General features: G+C 71.6%; 14 protein-coding genes. 8 read left to right on the forward strand and 6 right to left on the reverse strand.

Going from position 1 to position 16,814, the window contains the following annotated elements:
• The first annotated feature begins 63 nt into the window (after positions 1-63).
• The 4 genes from Q1B08_RS13785 to Q1B08_RS13800 all read left to right on the forward strand — a co-directional run bounded on the left by Q1B08_RS13785 (position 64) and on the right by Q1B08_RS13800 (position 3,661).
• A complete protein-coding gene (locus Q1B08_RS13785; RefSeq protein ID WP_299819885.1) occupies positions 64-1,038 on the forward strand; it encodes a TRAP transporter substrate-binding protein in 975 nt (324 codons plus the stop codon).
• A 70-nt stretch (positions 1,039-1,108) separates the two neighbouring features.
• The gene (locus tag Q1B08_RS13790) at positions 1,109-1,621 is read left to right on the forward strand and encodes a TRAP transporter small permease (RefSeq protein ID WP_299819888.1); all 513 of its coding nucleotides are present in this window, start codon (positions 1,109-1,111) and stop codon (positions 1,619-1,621) included.
• A 4-nt stretch (positions 1,622-1,625) separates the two neighbouring features.
• Positions 1,626-2,903, forward strand: a complete 1,278-nt coding sequence (locus Q1B08_RS13795; RefSeq protein ID WP_299819891.1) for a TRAP transporter large permease — start codon at positions 1,626-1,628, stop codon at positions 2,901-2,903.
• Positions 2,904-2,977: 74 nt separating this feature from the next.
• A complete protein-coding gene (locus tag Q1B08_RS13800) occupies positions 2,978-3,661 on the forward strand; it encodes a fumarylacetoacetate hydrolase family protein (RefSeq protein WP_299819894.1) in 684 nt (227 codons plus the stop codon).
• 8 nt (positions 3,662-3,669) lie between these two features.
• On the opposite strand, the gene Q1B08_RS13805 is transcribed toward Q1B08_RS13800, so the two are convergent.
• The gene (locus tag Q1B08_RS13805) at positions 3,670-4,878 is read right to left on the reverse strand and encodes a DegT/DnrJ/EryC1/StrS family aminotransferase (RefSeq protein ID WP_299819897.1); all 1,209 of its coding nucleotides are present in this window, start codon (positions 4,876-4,878) and stop codon (positions 3,670-3,672) included.
• Between the two features lie 225 nt (positions 4,879-5,103).
• Between Q1B08_RS13805 and Q1B08_RS13810 the strand changes: the two genes are divergently transcribed.
• From Q1B08_RS13810 to Q1B08_RS13820, 3 genes are all read left to right on the forward strand, one after another.
• Complete coding sequence (locus Q1B08_RS13810; protein WP_299819900.1) at positions 5,104-7,458, forward strand: transketolase; 2,355 nt, start codon at positions 5,104-5,106, stop codon at positions 7,456-7,458.
• A 250-nt stretch (positions 7,459-7,708) separates the two neighbouring features.
• Positions 7,709-8,977 carry a PQQ-dependent sugar dehydrogenase gene (locus tag Q1B08_RS13815; protein ID WP_299819903.1) on the forward strand — a complete coding sequence of 423 codons (1,269 nt, stop codon included), beginning with the start codon at positions 7,709-7,711 and terminating at the stop codon, positions 8,975-8,977.
• Complete coding sequence (locus tag Q1B08_RS13820; protein WP_299819906.1) at positions 8,974-9,540, forward strand: cytochrome c; 567 nt, start codon at positions 8,974-8,976, stop codon at positions 9,538-9,540. The genes Q1B08_RS13815 and Q1B08_RS13820 overlap by 4 nt, the downstream gene beginning before the upstream one ends.
• Before the next feature lie 18 nt (positions 9,541-9,558).
• Here Q1B08_RS13820 and Q1B08_RS13825 read toward each other — a convergent pair whose 3' ends face one another.
• From Q1B08_RS13825 to Q1B08_RS13845, 5 genes are all read right to left on the reverse strand, one after another.
• Entirely contained in the window at positions 9,559-9,972 is a 414-nt protein-coding gene (locus Q1B08_RS13825) for a hypothetical protein (RefSeq protein WP_299819909.1), read from the reverse strand.
• A complete protein-coding gene (locus Q1B08_RS13830; protein WP_299819912.1) occupies positions 9,911-12,013 on the reverse strand; it encodes a hypothetical protein in 2,103 nt (700 codons plus the stop codon). Before Q1B08_RS13830 ends, Q1B08_RS13825 begins: the two co-directional genes overlap by 62 nt.
• A complete protein-coding gene (locus Q1B08_RS13835; RefSeq protein ID WP_299819915.1) occupies positions 12,000-13,109 on the reverse strand; it encodes a hypothetical protein in 1,110 nt (369 codons plus the stop codon). Before Q1B08_RS13835 ends, Q1B08_RS13830 begins: the two co-directional genes overlap by 14 nt.
• A complete protein-coding gene (locus tag Q1B08_RS13840; protein ID WP_299819918.1) occupies positions 13,110-13,415 on the reverse strand; it encodes a hypothetical protein in 306 nt (101 codons plus the stop codon).
• 156 nt (positions 13,416-13,571) lie between these two features.
• Positions 13,572-15,146 carry a hypothetical protein gene (locus tag Q1B08_RS13845; RefSeq protein ID WP_299819921.1) on the reverse strand — a complete coding sequence of 525 codons (1,575 nt, stop codon included), beginning with the start codon at positions 15,144-15,146 and terminating at the stop codon, positions 13,572-13,574.
• 246 nt (positions 15,147-15,392) lie between these two features.
• Between Q1B08_RS13845 and Q1B08_RS13850 the strand changes: the two genes are divergently transcribed.
• Positions 15,393-16,790: a M20 family metallopeptidase gene (locus Q1B08_RS13850; protein ID WP_299819924.1), complete on the forward strand. Its 1,398-nt coding sequence runs from the start codon at positions 15,393-15,395 to the stop codon at positions 16,788-16,790.
• The last annotated feature ends 24 nt before the right edge of the window (positions 16,791-16,814 follow it).

Consider the following 16,814-nt stretch of genomic DNA (forward strand, 5'->3'; position numbering starts at 1 on the left):
ACTTGCCCGAACCGGCCTTTCGGTGGCAGGTCAGACAGATCGCTTCAACGGGGGAGAAAACACATGACGTTCAAGACGACATTCGTCGCGATGGCGGCCTTGGTCAGCCTTGCCGGCCCGCTCGCCGCGCAGGAGCGCACGCTGCAGCTCGGCCACCTCGCGAACGAGGACAATTCCTGGCATCAGGCTTCGGTGCGCTTCGCCGAGGAGGTCGAGCGCCTCACCGACGGGCGCATCGCCGTGGAGGTGTTCCCCAACGAGTCGCTCGGCAAGGAGATCGACCTCATCAACGGCATGCAGCTCGGGACCGTCGACATGACGATCACCGGCGAAAGCCTGCAGAACTGGGCGCCGATGGCCGCGCTTCTCGCCGTGCCCTATGCCTACGGCTCGCTCGAGCAGATGGACGAGGTGGCCTCCGGCGAGACCGGCGACCGGATCGAGGCGCAGATCGTCGAGCGCGCGCAGATCCGTCCGCTGGCCTATTTCGCCCGCGGTCCGCGCGAGCTGACCTCGAACCGCCCGATCGAGCGCCCGGAGGATCTGGACGGTCTGCGGATGCGTGTGCCGAACGTGCCGCTCTTTGTCGACGTCTGGTCCGCGCTCGGGGCGCAGCCCACGCCGATGGCCTTCTCCGAGGTGTTCACCTCGCTGCAGAACGGCACCATCGACGCGCAGGAGAACCCGCTCGCGCTGATCCGGTCGGCCAGCTTCGCGGAGGTGCAGAGCCACGTGAACCTGACCGACCATGTCCGGTCCTGGATCTACCTCGCGATCGCGGAGCAGACCTGGAACCAGCTTTCCGAGGAGGACCAGGCCGCGATCGGGGAGGCCGCGCGGATCGCGCAGGACTACGAGCGCGAGCTGTTCCTGGAGAGCCTCGAGGCGGACCGCGCCTATCTGGAGGAGCAGGGCATGACCTTCGTCGAGGTCGACAACGCCGCCTTCGCGGACGCCGCCCGCGAGGCCGTGCTGTCGAATGTCGGCGACGAGATCCGGCCGGTCGTCGAGGCGCTCTTCGCCGAGCGGGCCGACTAGGCCGCACCGATCCGGCGCCGCCGGCCGCGATGCCGGCGGCGCCGGGTTCCATTCCCCGGAGGGCGGCAGGATGCGCTTCGTCCAGAGTCTCGAAACCGTGGTCGTCGCGATCTTCCGCGCGCTGGTCGGCCTGTCGTTCCTGGTCCTGATCGGCGCGGTGCTCGTGCAGGTCGTGGGCCGTCTCGGCGGCGCCTCGCCCGTCTGGAGCGAGGAGCTGACGCGGTTCGCGCTGCTCTACCTCGCGGCCATCGGCGCGGGGCTGTCGCTGCGCACCGGGGAGCTCGTGAACGTCGACGTCGTCTCGGAGGCCATGCCGCCGCGCGTCTCCTGGTGGCTCCGGCTGGTCTCGGCGATCCTGGTCGCGGGGCTCGGGCTCTATCTGCTGCCGATGGCCTGGCAATACACCGCGATCGGCGCGTTCCAGACCTCGCCCGCGCTCGGGGTGAAGATGAGCCTCGTGCATTTCACCATGTTCCTGATGCTGGCGCTTCTGGCGTTCTTCGCCGTGCTTCGCGTGGTGGGCATGCTCGCCGGGACGACCGACGGGCGCCCGGCCGCCCGCGACATGCCGCAGGCGGACTGACCCGATGGACGTGACGATCCTGTTCCTGGTCTTCGTGGGGGGCCTTGTCATCGGGGTGCCCGTGGCGGTGACGCTGGGCCTCGCCTCGCTGGCCTACATCCTCGTGGCCGGGCTCAACCCGGTGGCGATCCCGCAGAAGATGTATGCGGGCATGGACGTCTTCGTGCTGCTGTCGATCCCGGGCTTCATCCTCGCCGGGAACCTGATGAACCGCGGCGGGATCACCGGGCGGATCATCCGCTTCGCCTCGGCGCTCGTGGGGTGGGTCCGCGGCGGGCTGGGGCTCACCAACATCGCCGCCTCGATGCTTTTCGGCGGGATCACCGGCACGGCGGTGGCGGACGCGGCCTCGATCGGCGGCGTGATGATCCCCGGCATGAAGAAGGCGGGCTACCCGGCCGACTTCTCCGCCGCCGTCACCGCCGCCTCCTCCACCGTGGGGCCGATCATCCCGCCCTCGGTGCCGATGATCATCGTGGGCTCGCTCGCGGGCATTTCCGTGGGTCAGATGTTCGTCGCGGGCGCGATCCCCGGCATCCTCATGGGCCTCGCGATGATGGTGACGTGCTACGTCATTTCGCGCAGGCGCAACTTTCCGCGCCAGGACTGGCAGGGCTGGGGCGAGGTGGTCCGCGCCTTCGGCTCCGCCTCCTGGGCGCTGGCGATGACGGGGCTCATCATCTACGGCCTGCTGTCGGGGCTCGCCACGCCGACCGAGACCGCGATCGTCGCCAGCGTCTACGCCCTCCTCGTCGGCGGCGTGATCTACCGGGAGCTTCCGTGGCGCGCGGTGCCGGGCATCGTGACCGACAGCGCGGTGGCCTCCGCCGGCATCCTCGCGCTGGTGGGCTTCGCCAACGTGTTCGGCTGGATCCTCGTCTCCGAGCGCATTCCGCAGTCGATCGCCGACGGGGTGCTGCGGATCTCGGACAACCCGATCTTCGTCATCCTCATCATCAACCTGCTGCTTCTTTTCGTCGGCATGTTCATGGAGACGATCGCCGCGCTCATCATCCTGTTCGTGCCGCTCCTGCAACTGGCGCAGGCGGTGGGGATCGACCCGATCCACTTCGCCACCTTCGCGGTGCTGAACCTGATGATCGGGCTGACCACGCCGCCGGTCGGGGTCTGCCTGTTCGTCTGCGCGGGCATCGCGCGGCTGCCGCTCGCGCCGGTCGTGCGCGCGATCCTGCCGTTTCTCGCCACCAACATCCTCGTGCTGCTGGCGGTGAGCTACGTTCCGGCGCTGTCCACCTGGCTGCCGCGCCTGGTGGCGAACTGAGCCTCCGCGCCGGATTGGCGTTCCGCGCGGGGCGACGTATGACCGTCCGTGAACAGATGCACCGAGGTCATTCCATGCCCGACTACGCGATCACGCCTCCGCCCCCGCCCACGATCCCGGTGCGGGGCGGCGGCGCCTTTCCGGTGCGCCGCGTCTACTGCATCGGGCGGAACTACGCGGCCCATGCCATCGAGATGGGGCACGACCCGGACCGCGAGCCGCCCTTCTTCTTCCAGAAGAACCCCGACAATCTCGATCCGTCCGGCACCTTTCCCTACCCCGCGAAAAGCGAGGACGTGCATCACGAGGTCGAGCTTCTGGTCGCGCTCGGCACGGGGGGGCGCGACATCGCCGTGGCGGACGCGCTTTCCCATGTGTGGGGCTACGGCATCTGCCTCGACATGACCCGGCGCGACCTGCAGGGCACGGCCAAGAAGATGGGCCGGCCCTGGGAGATCGGCAAGGCGTTCGAGCGCTCCGCCCCCGTCGGCCCGCTGCATCCCGTCGCCGGGACCGGTCCCCTCGCGGAGGGCCGGATCGAGCTTCGCGTGAACGGCGCCGTGACGCAGGCGGGCGACCTGAACCAGATGATCTGGAAGGTGCCGGAGATGATCGCCTACCTGTCGGAGTATTTCGAGCTCGCCGCCGGCGACGTCATCATGTCCGGCACGCCCTCGGGCGTCGGCCCGGTGGCGCGCGGCGACGTCATGGCGGCCAGCATCGAGGGGCTCGGCACGCTCGACGTGACCGTGACCTGAGGGGGGCCTCACGCGGAGCGGGCGCGGCCCGTCGCGTCGGCGGTGTCGCGGATGACCTCCGCGATGGCATCGCAATCCGCCGGGCCGAAGGTCAGCGGCAGGCGCATGTCGAAAAGGCCGGACAGGATCGCATCCGTTCGCGGCAGGGTCTGCGCCGGCACGTAGCGCCAGTTCCGGTGGCTCGAGGTGAAGCCCGCGGGCGCCGGCGCGCCGAACCACTTCAGCTCCACCCCGTCGGCGGCGGCGCGGTTCACGAAGGCGGCGGCCGCCTCCGCGCCGATGCCGGGGATCGTGACCTGGATCGAGGAGCCGACATAGCGCTCCTCCGGCGGGCGGGCCGGCAGACGCAGGGCAGGGTGGTCGCGCAGCCGATGGGCCAGCCGGTCGTGCAGCGCGTTCCAGCGGTCCAAGTTGGCGTCGAGCCGCGCGATCTGCGGCCGCAGCAGCGCGGCGCGCAGATTGTCCATCCGCGCCGACAGGTTGGGCATGTCGAGCCGGGCGTCGGCGAAGGCCTCCGCCTGCGGCCCCGCGCCGTGGCGGTCGTGCAGCATGTAGGAGCCCGACAGGATCGTCGCGCGCGCCATGAAGCCTTCGTCGTCGGAGGTCAGCAGACCGCCCTCGCCGGAATTCATGTGCTTGTAGGTCTGCGTCGAGAAGCACCCCGCCAGCCCGAAGCCGCCCGAGCGTCGTCCGGCCCAGGCCGCCCCCATCGTATGGGCGCAATCCTCGATCACGGTCACGCCCCGCGCGGCGGCGATCTCCGTGAGCCGGTCCATGTCGCACAGATGCCCGCGCATATGCGACAGCAGGAGCCAGCGCGCGCCGGTCGCGCGGGCTTTCGCGTCGAAATCCTCGAGGTCGAGCACGAGGTCGGGCGTAATCTCCACGAGCGCCGTCCGCGCGCCGATTGCCGCGATCGCGCCGGGGACGGGGGCCAGCGTGAAGGCGTTGGTGAGCACCGTGTCGCCCGGAGCCACCCCCGCGGCGCGCATGGCGATCTGCATCGCCTGACCGCCCGACGTCACCGCGAGGCAGAAGCGCGCGCCCTGCCATGCCGCGAAGTCCCGTTCCAGCAGCGCCGCCTCCGCGGTCTCGTCCGCCGCGGTGTTGTAGCGATGGAGGCGGCCCGAGCGCATCACCGCGAGCGCCGCCGCGATCCCCGCCTCGCAGATCGGCTCCTGCTGGGTGAAGCTGCCGCGGAAACGAGGCTTCGTCATGGCGCGTGTCCCTTCCGGCCGATGCGGCGAGCCTACAGGGGAAACGCGCGGCGTCATGCGGGAAACGTCCCGAAACGCCGGATCATGGTCCGGCCCGGCGGTCGGGCGGACGCGACGGGACGCGAAAGCGCCGCCCGATGGCTTCACCTGCGGCGCGGATTCGGTCATGCCTCGACGCAACCGGACCCCCCGCGGGGGGACGGCAACGAGCGAGGAGGACGCGACATGGACGGCACGCAACTCAGGATCGTGGAGCAGCGGCTGCTCTGGCTGTCGCACTGGATGATCCACAACGCCAACCACCTTCGCCCCAAGGCGGACGGGATCAAGGTCGGGGGGCATCAGGCCTCCTCGGCGTCCATGGTGTCGATCATGACCGCGCTCTATTTCTCCGCGCTCCGCCCCGAGGACCGGGTCGCGGTGAAGCCGCATGCGTCTCCGATCTTCCACGCGATGCACTACCTCATGGGCAACCAGACCCGCGAGAAGCTGGAGAATTTCCGCGGCTTCGGCGGCGCGCAGAGCTATCCCAGCCGCACCAAGGACATCGACGACGTCGACTTCTCGACCGGCTCCGTCGGCCTCGGCGTGGGCATCACCGCGCTGGCCTCGATCGTGCAGGACTTCATCGCGGCGAAGGAATGGGGCGACGTGCCGCTTGGCCGCATGGTCGCGCTGGTGGGCGACGCGGAGCTCGACGAGGGCAACGTCTACGAGGTGCTGCAGGAGGGTTGGAAGAACGACCTCCGCAACACGTGGTGGATCATCGACTACAACCGCCAGTCGCTCGACGGGATCGTGCGGGAGGGGCTGTTCGGGCGGATCGAGAAGATCTTCGACGCCTTCGGCTGGGACGTGGTCAAGGTGAAGTACGGCGCGCTGCAGCGCGCGGCCTTCGCCGAGCCCGGAGGCGAGACGCTGCGCGACTGGATCGATGCCTGCCCCAACGTCGAATACGCCGCGCTGACCTATCGCGGCGGCGCCGTCTGGCGCGAGCGGCTGATGGACGATCTGGGCGATCAGGGCGACGTCACGGCACTGCTCGACCGGCGCGACGACGAGGCGCTGGCCGCGCTGATGGAGAATCTCGGCGGCAATTGCGTGGAAACGATGGCGGAGACCTTCGCCGCGATCGACCACGACCGGCCGACCTGCTTTCTGGCCTACACGATCAAGGGCTGGGGCACGCCCATCGCGGGGCACAAGGACAACCACGGCGGCCTGATGACGAAGGCGCAGATGGCGGAGTGGCAGGCCGACATGGGCGTGCCGGAGGGCCAGGAATGGGAGCGCTTCGCCACCGTTCCGGACCGGCCCGCGCTCGAAAAGGAGCTGGCCCGCGTCCCGTTCTTCGCCGCCGGACCGCGCCGCCACGGCGACGCGCGGCTCGACGTGCCCGCCATCCCCGCCGTCGCCGACCGGGAGATCTCGACGCAGGCCGCCTTCGGCAAGATCCTCGACGCGCTCGCCCGCGGCGACAGCGCGCTCGCCGCGCGCATCCTCACCACCTCGCCCGACGTCACGGGGACGACGGGGCTCGGCGCCTTCGTCAACCGCCGAAAGCTCTTCGCGCGCGAGGCGCTGGCCGACGCCTTCATCGACCACCGCATCCCGTCCGTGGCGAAGTGGAACTTCGCGCCCGACGGGCAGCACGTGGAGCTCGGCATCGCGGAGATGAACCTGTTCCTGCTCCTCGGCGCCGCCGGGCTGGCGCACAGCCTGTGGGGCCGGCGCGTCATCCCCATCGGCACGGTCTACGACCCCTTCGTGCATCGCGGCCTCGATGCCCTGAACTACGCCTGCTACCAGGACGCGCGCTTCATGATCGTGGGCACGCCCTCGGGCGTCACGCTCGCGCCCGAGGGCGGCGCGCACCAGTCGATCGGCACGCCGCTCACCGGCATGGCGCAGGACGGGCTCGCCGCGTTCGAGCCGGCCTTCGCCGACGAGCTCGCGGTGATCATGGAATGGGCCTTCGACTACCTGCAGCGCGACGGCGAGGGCGACCCGGACGAGCGCACCTGGCTCCGCGACGAGACCGGCGGCTCGGTCTATCTCCGGCTCACCACGAAGCCGCTGGAGCAGCCGGGCCGTCGCGCCGACGACACCTTCCGGCAGGGCACGATCGACGGCGCCTACTGGCTGCGCCGCCCCGGCCCGAACTGCGCGGTCGTGATCGCCTATCAGGGCGCCGTGGCCGACGAGGCGATCGCGGCGGCCGGCATGATCGGGGAGCATCGCCGCGACGTGGCCGTGCTCGCCGTCACCTCGGCCGACCGGCTCAACGCCGGCTGGACCGCCGCGCAGCGGGAGCGGGCGCGGGGCAATGCCGGCGCGACATCCCATGCGGAGCGCCTCCTGGGCGAGCTGCCGCGCCACTGCGTCCTCGTCACCGTGCTCGACGGCCATCCGGCGACGCTGTCCTGGCTCGGCGCGGTGGCGGGGCACCGGACGATCCCGCACGGGGTGGAGCATTTCGGGCAGACCGGCACGATCGGCGACCTCGCGGCGCATTTCGGCATCGACCGGACCTCGATCGCACGCTCTGTCGGGGCGCTGACCCGGGGCGCGCGGGTCTAGGGCGCGCGGCGGCCGCCTGGGCGGCCTCCGACCGGCCGCCCGGCTCAAAAAGGCCGGGCCGCGGGCCAACTGTCGCAGCGTCGCGAAACAGTTGCGCGAAACGAAGGCGTCGCCCATCCTGACCGGGCCCGCCGCCCGGCCGTTTCGGGGCGCGCGCACGGAACCGGAGGCCCGTCGCGGCGGCGACGGGAAGTTCCGTCGCCGTCGAAGCCGGTCGGGCCGGGGGCACGGTAAAGGGAGGAATGCCACGATGAGATACCTGACGACGACGATCCTCGCGGGAACGCTGGCGCTGCCGGTCGGGCCCGCCCTGGCGCAGCAGGCGGAGCTGCCCGACAACATCGAGCGATTGCAGAACATGCAGTCGACCGGCACGACGAGCTTTCAGCAGATCGCGCAGGAGGGACCGTTCGCCGACGGCATCCGCGAAACGCTCGACCGGATCGAGATGCCCGAGGGCTTCGAGATCGAGCTCTACGCGATCGTGCCCGACGCCCGGCACATGGCCGTCGGCCCGCAGGGGGTCGTGACCTTCGTGGGCACCCGCAAGGACAAGATCTGGGCGGTCACCGACCGCAACAAGGATCGCGTGGCCGACGAGGTGAAGGACTTCGCGCCCTCGCTGACCTTCACGATCCCCAACGGCGTGTGCTTCGGGCCGGACGGCATGCTCTACACGGTGGAGCAGAACCGCGTCCTGGTCTTTCCCGCCGCCGAGTTCTTCTACGAAAGCCCCGACGTCGCCGTGGGTCAGGTCGTGGCGCAGGGCGAGCTGATCCCCCCGGAGGAGGAGAGCTTCAACCATTCCGCCCGCGTCTGCCGGATGGGCCCGGAGGACGGCAAGCTCTACATCTCGCTGGGCCAGCCCCACAACGTGCCGCCGCCCGAGAAGATGGACCTCTACACCGAACAGGGCATCGGCGGCATGATCCGCATGAACACCGACGGCACGGAGCGGGAGGTCTACACGCTGGGCATCCGCAACTCGGTCGGCCACGACTTCCACCCGGAGACCGGCGAGCTGTGGTTCACCGACAACCAGGTGGACGGCATGGGCGACGACATCCCGCCGGGCGAGATCAATCGCCAGACCGGGATGGGCCAGCATTTCGGTTTCCCGTATTACGGCGGCGGCGACGTCCGCACGGCGGAGTACGAGGGCGAGGAGCCGCCCGCCGACGTGGTGATGCCGGTGGTGGAGACGGTGGCGCATGCGGCCGATCTGGGCATGACCTTCTACACCGGCTCGATGTTCCCCGACCGCTACCGAAACGCGATCTTCTCCGCGCAGCACGGCTCCTGGAACCGGACCGAGCCGGTGGGCGCGCGCGTGATGGTCACCACGCTCGACGCGGAGGGCAACGCCACGACCGAGCCGTTCGCGGAAGGCTGGCTCGACGAGAACGGCGAGTATCTGGGCCGGCCCGTCGCCGTGGCGCAGCTTCGCGACGGCTCGCTTCTGGTGTCCGACGACCTTGTCGGCGCGATCTACAGGATCAGCTACGAGGGCCGCGAGTGAAGCTTTTCGCACTGGCGCTCGGCGGGGTTTTCCTCGCCGGGCCGCTCGCCGCGCAGGCGGGCGACCCGGAGGCCGGGCGCGCGCTGGCCGGGCAATGCCGCACCTGCCACGGGCTGGACGGGGTCGCGCAGATCCCCGTGGCGCCGAATATCGGCGGGGAGCCCGCCCCCTATCTCGCGCGGCAGCTCGAGGCGTTCCGGTCGGGCGCGCGGGTGAACGAGATGATGAGCGTCGTCGCGGCGTCGCTGTCGGACGCGCAGATCGCCGATCTCGCGGCATGGTACGCCTCCCACCGCCCGGTCGCGAGCCTTTCGGCGGACCCGTCCGACGCGCCCGAGCTCTGCAGCGCGTGCCACGGCGCCGACGGGATCTCGGTGATCGAGGACGCGCCGAACCTCGCGGGCGAGAACAGCATCTATACGGAGACGCAGCTCAAGGCATTCCGCTCCGGCAGGCGGGAAAGCGAGGTGATGGGCCCGATCGCGGCGGAGCTGTCGGACGCCGATATCCGGGCGGTCAGCGACTGGTACGCCGCGACCACGCTGGAGATCGTGTCGCCCTGACGGCGCGCGGGGCAGGGCCTACAGGATCTGGTCGAGACCCCAGAACCGGCGCACCTGCTCCATCCAGACCCCGTGCGCCCCGGCATCCGGGCCGGGGACGCGTTCGACGCGGAAGCCGAAGCGTTCCAGCCCGGCCTGCCCGTCCTCGGACAGGATGACGATCTCCACGTCCCGCTCCAGCGCCAGCGCGGCGAGGCGCATGGCGCGTTCGGCGGCGTCCGGCCCTTCGCCCGTCACCCGGAAGCCGACGCAGATCGCATCCTCGCGCTTGAAGCGCGGCTCGGGCAGGGGCAGGGCGCCGATGGCGGGGAAGACGTCGCGGCCCGGAGGAACGGGCGCGGGATCGAAGAGCGCCGTCAGGTCGTCGATGTCATCGGCGCGATGCGGCGCGATCCGCGTCAGTATCGTCCAGTAATCCGGCATCATCGTCATGCACCTCCTCGATGGCGCGCGCGGCGGCGCGGTTGCCCGGTTCCGGCAGTTCGATCCGGCGAAGCCGCGCCGCCGCCGCCGCCGCCTCGCCGCGCGCGAGGAAGCGCGAAAGCTCCCGTTCGAGCCGGGCAAGCTCGTTCGGCTCGACGAGCGCGGCCAGACCCCGCTCGCGCGCCGCGCCGGCCCGGGCCCTCTGGTCGTCCATGAAGGCGCCGGTCTGCGGCAGGAAGATCGCGGGCGTCCGGTTGTAGAGCACCTCGTGGAAGAGGTTGTAGCCGCCGGCGGCCACGCAGAGATCGGCCGCGGCGAGCAGGATGCCGGCCCGCCCGGTGCGGACCACGCGGCTCCGCCGCCATCCGAACCAGCCGGCCTCCTGCCGTGCGCCGGGCCAGACGACGACGAGATGGAGCGTGTCGCGCCGCGATTCCATCATGCCGCAGAGCGCCTGGATCTGCGCGCCCCGGTCCGCCGCGATCCCGCCGCCGAGCAGGGTGACCACGAGGTGATCGAAGCGGACGCCGTAGCGCTCGGTCAGGGATGCGCGAAACGCGGCGCGCGCCTCGGCCGGGAGCGTCGTGCGGCGGACCACGGGTCCGACCTCGCGCACGTGATCGCCGTGGGAATAGCGGGTGTTGAGTTCCGCGAAGGCCTCGAGGGGCACGACCACGCGCGCGAACACCTTCTCGCGGTCGAGCGCCACGGAATTGTCCTGCGTCGTCTGCCACAGGCCGCGACGGATCCAGACGCCGCGAAGCCGGTTCTCCAGGATCGTGCGGTAGATGGAGTCGAACACGTAGCCGCCGTCGAAGACGAGCGTCCGCCCCCCCGCCGTCAGCGCGCGGAGGCGGGTATGGTTCGCGAGGTCGTTCTCGAAGCTCTGCCGGTGGAAATCGCTCCGCTGGATCAGCGGCATGACGTCGAAGCCGTAGGATTTCACGAGGCGGGTGCAGCTCGGAAAGGCGGCGAAGACGGGGGCGGGCGCGGTCAACTCGCGCGCGACCAGCGCGCAACGCTGCGCGTGGCCGAGGCCGATGCCGTTCGTCGGCACGAAGGTCAGCGGCGCGCGGCCTTGCGCGGGGTCGGACGGCGGGGGGGCGGCCGGCGCGGGGGGGCCGAGGCCGGGCATCGCCGTCGCGGGGGCGAAGCCCTCGGCGGCCCGCGATCCGGCGGTCCGGCGTCCGAGTTCGGCGAGGTTGGGCAGGATCTCCGCGTCCAGGAACGGCGCGAGCGTCGCGGTGTCGACCGGCGCGCGCACGAAGAGTTCCAGCGCGGCGGCGACCGCATGGCCGGGCGTGGCGTCGAGCAGCGGCACCCCCGAACGGCCGAGCGTCGCGACGAGGCACTGGAGCCGGTAGTTCCCCAGAAGCGGCGCGAACGTCGCGCAGATGTCGACCCGCTCCGCGAGGTCGGCGGGCAGCACCTCGCCGTAATGGAAGACCGGTACCCCGATGCCGTGCGCCGCCTGCCATTCCCGCTTGGCGCGACCGTTCGTCAGCACGGTCACACGGAAGCGCCGCGACAGCGCGAGGGCGGTGACGCCCGCCGCCTCGCGCGGATCGGCGAGGTCCGGCTCGACGAGGAGGAGGCGCGGGATCGCGGCGGGTCCGCCGTGGCGGGGCGTTCCGAAGATCGGGCCGGCGGCGCCGGCCGGGCCGGACCAGTCGCGCTCCGGCAGGTCGTGCAGCTCCGGCTCGGTGCCGAAGACGTAGGAGAGCCTCGCCCGCAGGCCGATCGCCGCCTGCCGGCTCGGAAACGTGCCGAAGGCCCGGCAACGCACGGATCCGCCCGCGAGGCGCCGCAGCGCGACAAGCTTCTGGTCCGACAGCCGATGCGCCGCCAGGAGAAGCACCTCGTCCCCGGCCTCGGGGCGGGTGTCGCCGAGATAGGGCGCGAGGTCGAATTGCAGGTTCCGGCGCAGGTCTGGCGGGACCGAATCCGCGTGGATGCGGGCGGGGAAGCCCGCCGCGGCGAGCTGGCTCACGAAGACCGCCAGATCCTCGAGATGCCGCGTTTCCGCTCCGCAGGTGTCACAGAAGAACATCGGACCGCGCCTCCAGCTGCGAAAGGCCCCCGCCGACCGCGGCGCGGAACGCCTCCGGCCGGAACCGCGCGAGCCAGTCCTGCGCCCGCGCCGCGAAGGCCGCGTACTCGGCGGGCGCGGCGAGAAAGCGGGCGATCGTCGCGTCGACCTCCTCCGGGCCGGTCGCCACCACGGCGGGGCCGAAATTCTCCGCCGTCGCGGGATCGGTCAGGACCACCTTGCCAGCGGCGATGGCCTCCGCGATGACGCGGCCGAAGCTTTCGCGCCAGAGCGGATGCGTGAAATAGACGAAGAAGTCGATCTCCTCCAGGAAGCGCGCGACCTCCGTTTCGCCGAACCGGCGCAGGTCCCAGTGGGCGGGCACGTCGTCCGGCTCCGACAGGAAGCCGTCGCCGCCGAGGATGACCACGCGCTCCGCATGGGCGGGGAAATGCCGCAGCATCCACTCCGTCGGCGGAAACTTCTCCGCTCCCGGACGCGAATGCCGCCCCCGACGGTCCCGCGGCGCGCGGGTCGGCGGCCGGACGGGCATGTCGCAGATATTGAACCAGTCGAACGGGGTCAGCGCCCAGGACGCATCCGTCTGCCGCAGCCATTCCTCGACGGAGCGACGGTTCGTGGCCGAGACGGGCGCGAGCCAGCGCGACGACGCGACGAGACGGGATTCGAGGAGGGACAGGCAATGCGCGACGTCGAAGCCCTCGCCGCCGCCGGGACGAAGGAAGTTCTCGTGCGTGACCAGCACGGCGGAGGCGCAGCTGAACCGCACCGGCAGCGCCGTGTCGAACTTCAGCGCGGACGGGTTGTGGAAGACGATCGTGTCGGCGCGGACGACGGGCGGGGCCCATACGAGGTCGAGCCCCTCACCCTCCAGCGCGTCGGAAAGCGCCGTGTTCACCTCCCGGCCCCGGAACATCGCGGTCTCGATCCCGACGACGCGGAGATCGACCGCCGGCGCGAGGGCCCGGATCTCGGCGGCCACCGCGCTCGAGGTTCCGCCCGGGAACCGGGGGTCGAGCACCAGGGCCACGCGGCGCCGGCGGCCCGACGGCAGACGGAAACCGCCGGCGGCGTCCGGTCCCGGCTCCAGCCGCATCTAGTAGACGGAGGCCGATTGGGCGCTCGCGGAATCCTCCTCCTCCGGCTGGCCGATGCCCAGAAATCCGATCATGTTGCGCGATTCCGCCATGAACTGTCCGAGAAGGCGCGACAGGTCCGTGTAACCTTGCAGCAGCTCCGGATTCTCGGCCAGGTAGAGCCGCAACCGGGCGACATCGTTCGACTCGAGCAAATCCTGGATCACCTCCAGCTGCTCCAGCGTCGGGTCGGCCGCAGAGGCGGTGTGGCCGAACGGCATGGCCATGACCATGGCCGAGATCGCGACGGCATATCTCCGCTTCATCTGTCCCGTTCCCCTCCCGACGGCCTCTCGACCGCGTTTCCCCAAAATCGTTAATAGCGGTCCGGGCCACCGAGCGAAAGTCTCGCGCGCCGTCGCGCCGGTCACGTCATGCGCGGCGCTTCGGCCCCGGCGATCCCCGGGCGTCGCGGATCCGCTCTATTCCAGCTGATCGAGGAGAAGCCGCTCGACCGCGCCGGCGAGGCGCTGCCGCTCGCGTTCCTGCTGCGTGACGCGGCGGGCGGCGGTGGCGGCGCGGGACACGGCATCCTCCGACGCGGCGCGCGTTGCGGGCGCGGCGGCGCGCGCCCGTGCCACGGGCGGCGCGCCCTCGCCCTGCAGCCAGACTTCGAGGAAGCCTTCCGGCGGCCGCGCTCCCGCATCCGTGAAGCTGCGCACGGCGACCGCCGCGCCGTCGAACGCCGTCGAGGTGGAGGCGGCGACCGCTTCGGCGGCCGCCCGGTCGCTTTCGTGGTAGAACCTCACCTGCGTCGAGCTGATGCGGATGGAGGCGGGATAAACGGTGACGTCGGCGAAACCGGCATCCGATAGCTCCGCCGACACCAGGTCGGCCTCCGCCGGCGCGACGGCGGGGTAATGAACGGCGACCCTCGCTGGCTGGGAGGCCGGAGGCGCGGCAGTTGCTGTTTGAGACGGCGGCGCGGGGTTCGCCGGCGGGGCGAGGGGCGCGTCGCGCTCCACGGAGGGCCGGAGCGTCGCCGGCGACGCCGTGGCCAGGGCAACCGGGCCGGTTTTGGCGTCTTGCGGCAAAGCCGGTGGAACGGATGCGCCGTCGTCGGATACCGGCCTCTGCACGGCGGTCGCGGCGGGCGGCACCGCGCCCGGTCGGAGCGGTGCGACAGGGGTCGCGTCCCCGGTTCCGACCGCGTCCGCCGGCGCGAGCCCGGGCCGCGAACCGGCACGGACCGGCGGGCCGGGGGCGGGGAGCGCGTCCGGCACGGACGCCACTTCGCCGTCGGCGGCCGCATCGTTGGCGAGGGCGGGGCGCCCCTCCGATCCCGTGCGAGGTGGAACCGAGGACGGGGCGGCGTCCTCCGGACCCGCCGCAGGCGTCGCGGCGGAGGGCGCAGGGGCGGGTTGTTCCGCCGTCGCGATCTTGGCCGGCTCCGACGCCGTCTGCGCGCGGACCGTGGACGCGGCCTCGTCCGCGGCGGGCGGCACGATGGCGATCTGCCAGCCCTGGAATTGCAGGACGAGGGTGGAGGCGGCCCCGAGCGCGATGCCTGCGAGCAGAACGGCGGCGGCCAGCACGGGGGTCCGGCGCTTCCGCTCCGTGACGACGGGCGACACGACACGCAGTCCGGAGGCGCCGGGCATCGCCGCGCGGGGGGCGGAGGCGGACCGATCCGTGTCATGGATCACCGCCACCGGGCGCAGCGGCCTCGCGGGTTCGCCATCGGTGGAGCGGATCGGCCGGCCTCCGGCGAGGGCGGGCAGCCCCGGACCGGGCGCGCGAAGGTCCGGCGACGGAGCGCCTTCGGGCCTCGGGCGAAGAGGACGCTTGCGGTCGGAGGGAACAGGGTTGTCCGCGACCTCGGGCTTTTTCGACCCGGGGCCGGGCTCCGCCTGCTGCACCTTGGCGGCCTTCGCGGCCAGCACCTCGGCGCGACGCGCGCGCGCGACCGCGAGCCGCGCCTCCAGGGCCTCGGGATCCATGAGCTTCCGGATCGCCTCGCGTTCCGGGTCGCTCCTGCCATCGTTGTGATCGGGCAAGGCCCCCGTCCGAACCTGCATGACGTCTTCCGGTTCGTTTTCGCGCGAATGGTTAATACGCGAAAATCGCCCCGCTCGCCAGTCGCGCAGACACCGGCCAGCGGGATTCCGCGCAGATCCCCTACGGTGCGCACGGGGCGCACGCGCCCTTGCGCCGCGACGCCGGCTTGTCGATCCTGCCACGAACGCGCCGCCACGACCCTCTGGCGTCGCAGGGACCGCGACCGAGATCTGAAAGGACATCCGATGCGCTTCGAGGACGCCGCCCGCGACCATGCAGCCGCCTGGTTCGACGGGGGCGGGTTCCGGCGCGAGCTCGCCACGCTCGTCGCCCATCCGACCGAAAGCCAGGATCCGCGCGGCGCGCCGCACCTGCTGGCCTATCTCGAGGAGGCGATGATTCCGATGCTCGACGGCATGGGCTTCGAAACGCGCGTTCACGGGAACCCCGCGGGGGCCGGCCCGATCCTGACGGCGGCGCGGATCGAGGATCCGGCGCTGCCGACAATCCTGACCTACGGCCACGGCGACGTGATCCGCGCGCAGGAGGACCGCTGGCGCGACGGCCTTGCCCCCTTCGAGCTGCGGGAGGAGGGCGACCGCCTCTACGGGCGCGGCACCGCCGACAACAAGGGCCAGCACCTGATCAACCTCCGGGCGCTCGACGCCGTGCTGGCGGCGCGGGGACGGCTCGGCTTCAACGTCAAGGTCCTGATCGAGACGGGGGAGGAGAACGGCTCCCCCGGCCTGCGGACCTTCTGCGCGGCGAACCGGGCGCTGCTGGCGGCCGATGTTCTGATCGCGTCGGACGGGCCGCGGCTCGTGCCGGACGTGCCGACGATCTTCACCGGCGCACGCGGCGGGGCGCTGTTCGACCTGCGCGTCGATCTGCGCGAGGGCGCGCATCACTCGGGCAATTTCGGCGGCCTGCTCGCCGACCCGGCCATCGTCCTCGCCCATGCGCTGGCCTGCATCACCGATGCGCGGGGCCGGATCCGGGTGCCCGAATGGCGCCCCGACAGCCTGACGCCGCGCATCCGGGAGGTTCTGGCCAGGCTGCCCGCGGTCGAGGCGGGACCCGCGCTCGACGCCGATTGGGGCGAGGCCGATCTGAGCCCGGCGGAGCGGGTCTTCGGCTGGAACAGCTTCGCGGTGCTCGCGATGGTCTCGGGCGTGCCCGAAGCGCCGGTCAACGCCATCTCCGGTCACGCGCGCGCGACGTGCCAGCTCCGCTTCGTGGTCGGGACGGAGGTGGAGGACATCGTGCCGGCCCTGCGCCGCCATCTCGACGCCTGCGGGTTCGAGGGGGTCCGGATCGTCCCGGCCGAGCGCGGCACGTTTCCGGCGACGCGGCTCGATCCCGACCACCCCTGGGTCCGCTTCGCCGCGCGGGCACTCGAGGCCGCGACCGGCCGGACGCCGCATCTGCTGCCCAATCTCGGCGGCTCGCTGCCGAACGACTGCTTCGCCGACGTGCTGTCGCTGCCGACGATCTGGGTTCCGCATTCCTATGCGGGCTGCAACCAGCACGCCCCCGACGAGCATGTCCTGCGCCCGCTCGCGCGCGATGCCCTGCTCGGCATGACCGGGCTGTTCTGCGCCATCGCCCGCGACGGCGGGCCGACGGAGGGCGCCCACGTTTGAGGCGGCGGCCCGTTTTTCGGCTGA

This window comes from uncultured Jannaschia sp., assembly GCF_947494025.1.
GTDB lineage: Bacteria > Pseudomonadota > Alphaproteobacteria > Rhodobacterales > Rhodobacteraceae > Jannaschia.

Excerpts from the sequence above, each read along its gene's own strand:
- Q1B08_RS13785 (WP_299819885.1), top strand. The coding sequence starts at position 64 with ATGACGTTCAAGACGACATTCGTCGCGATGGCGGCCTTGGTCAGCCTT.
- Q1B08_RS13790 (WP_299819888.1), top strand. The coding sequence starts at position 1,109 with ATGCGCTTCGTCCAGAGTCTCGAAACCGTGGTCGTCGCGATCTTCCGC.
- Q1B08_RS13795 (WP_299819891.1), top strand. The coding sequence starts at position 1,626 with ATGGACGTGACGATCCTGTTCCTGGTCTTCGTGGGGGGCCTTGTCATC.
- Q1B08_RS13800 (WP_299819894.1), top strand. The coding sequence starts at position 2,978 with ATGCCCGACTACGCGATCACGCCTCCGCCCCCGCCCACGATCCCGGTG.
- Q1B08_RS13805 (WP_299819897.1), bottom strand. The coding sequence starts at position 4,878 with ATGACGAAGCCTCGTTTCCGCGGCAGCTTCACCCAGCAGGAGCCGATC.
- Q1B08_RS13810 (WP_299819900.1), top strand. The coding sequence starts at position 5,104 with ATGGACGGCACGCAACTCAGGATCGTGGAGCAGCGGCTGCTCTGGCTG.
- Q1B08_RS13815 (WP_299819903.1), top strand. The coding sequence starts at position 7,709 with ATGAGATACCTGACGACGACGATCCTCGCGGGAACGCTGGCGCTGCCG.
- Q1B08_RS13825 (WP_299819909.1), bottom strand. The coding sequence starts at position 9,972 with ATGACGATGATGCCGGATTACTGGACGATACTGACGCGGATCGCGCCG.
- Q1B08_RS13830 (WP_299819912.1), bottom strand. The coding sequence starts at position 12,013 with ATGTTCTTCTGTGACACCTGCGGAGCGGAAACGCGGCATCTCGAGGAT.
- Q1B08_RS13835 (WP_299819915.1), bottom strand. The coding sequence starts at position 13,109 with ATGCGGCTGGAGCCGGGACCGGACGCCGCCGGCGGTTTCCGTCTGCCG.
- Q1B08_RS13840 (WP_299819918.1), bottom strand. The coding sequence starts at position 13,415 with ATGAAGCGGAGATATGCCGTCGCGATCTCGGCCATGGTCATGGCCATG.
- Q1B08_RS13850 (WP_299819924.1), top strand. The coding sequence starts at position 15,393 with ATGCGCTTCGAGGACGCCGCCCGCGACCATGCAGCCGCCTGGTTCGAC.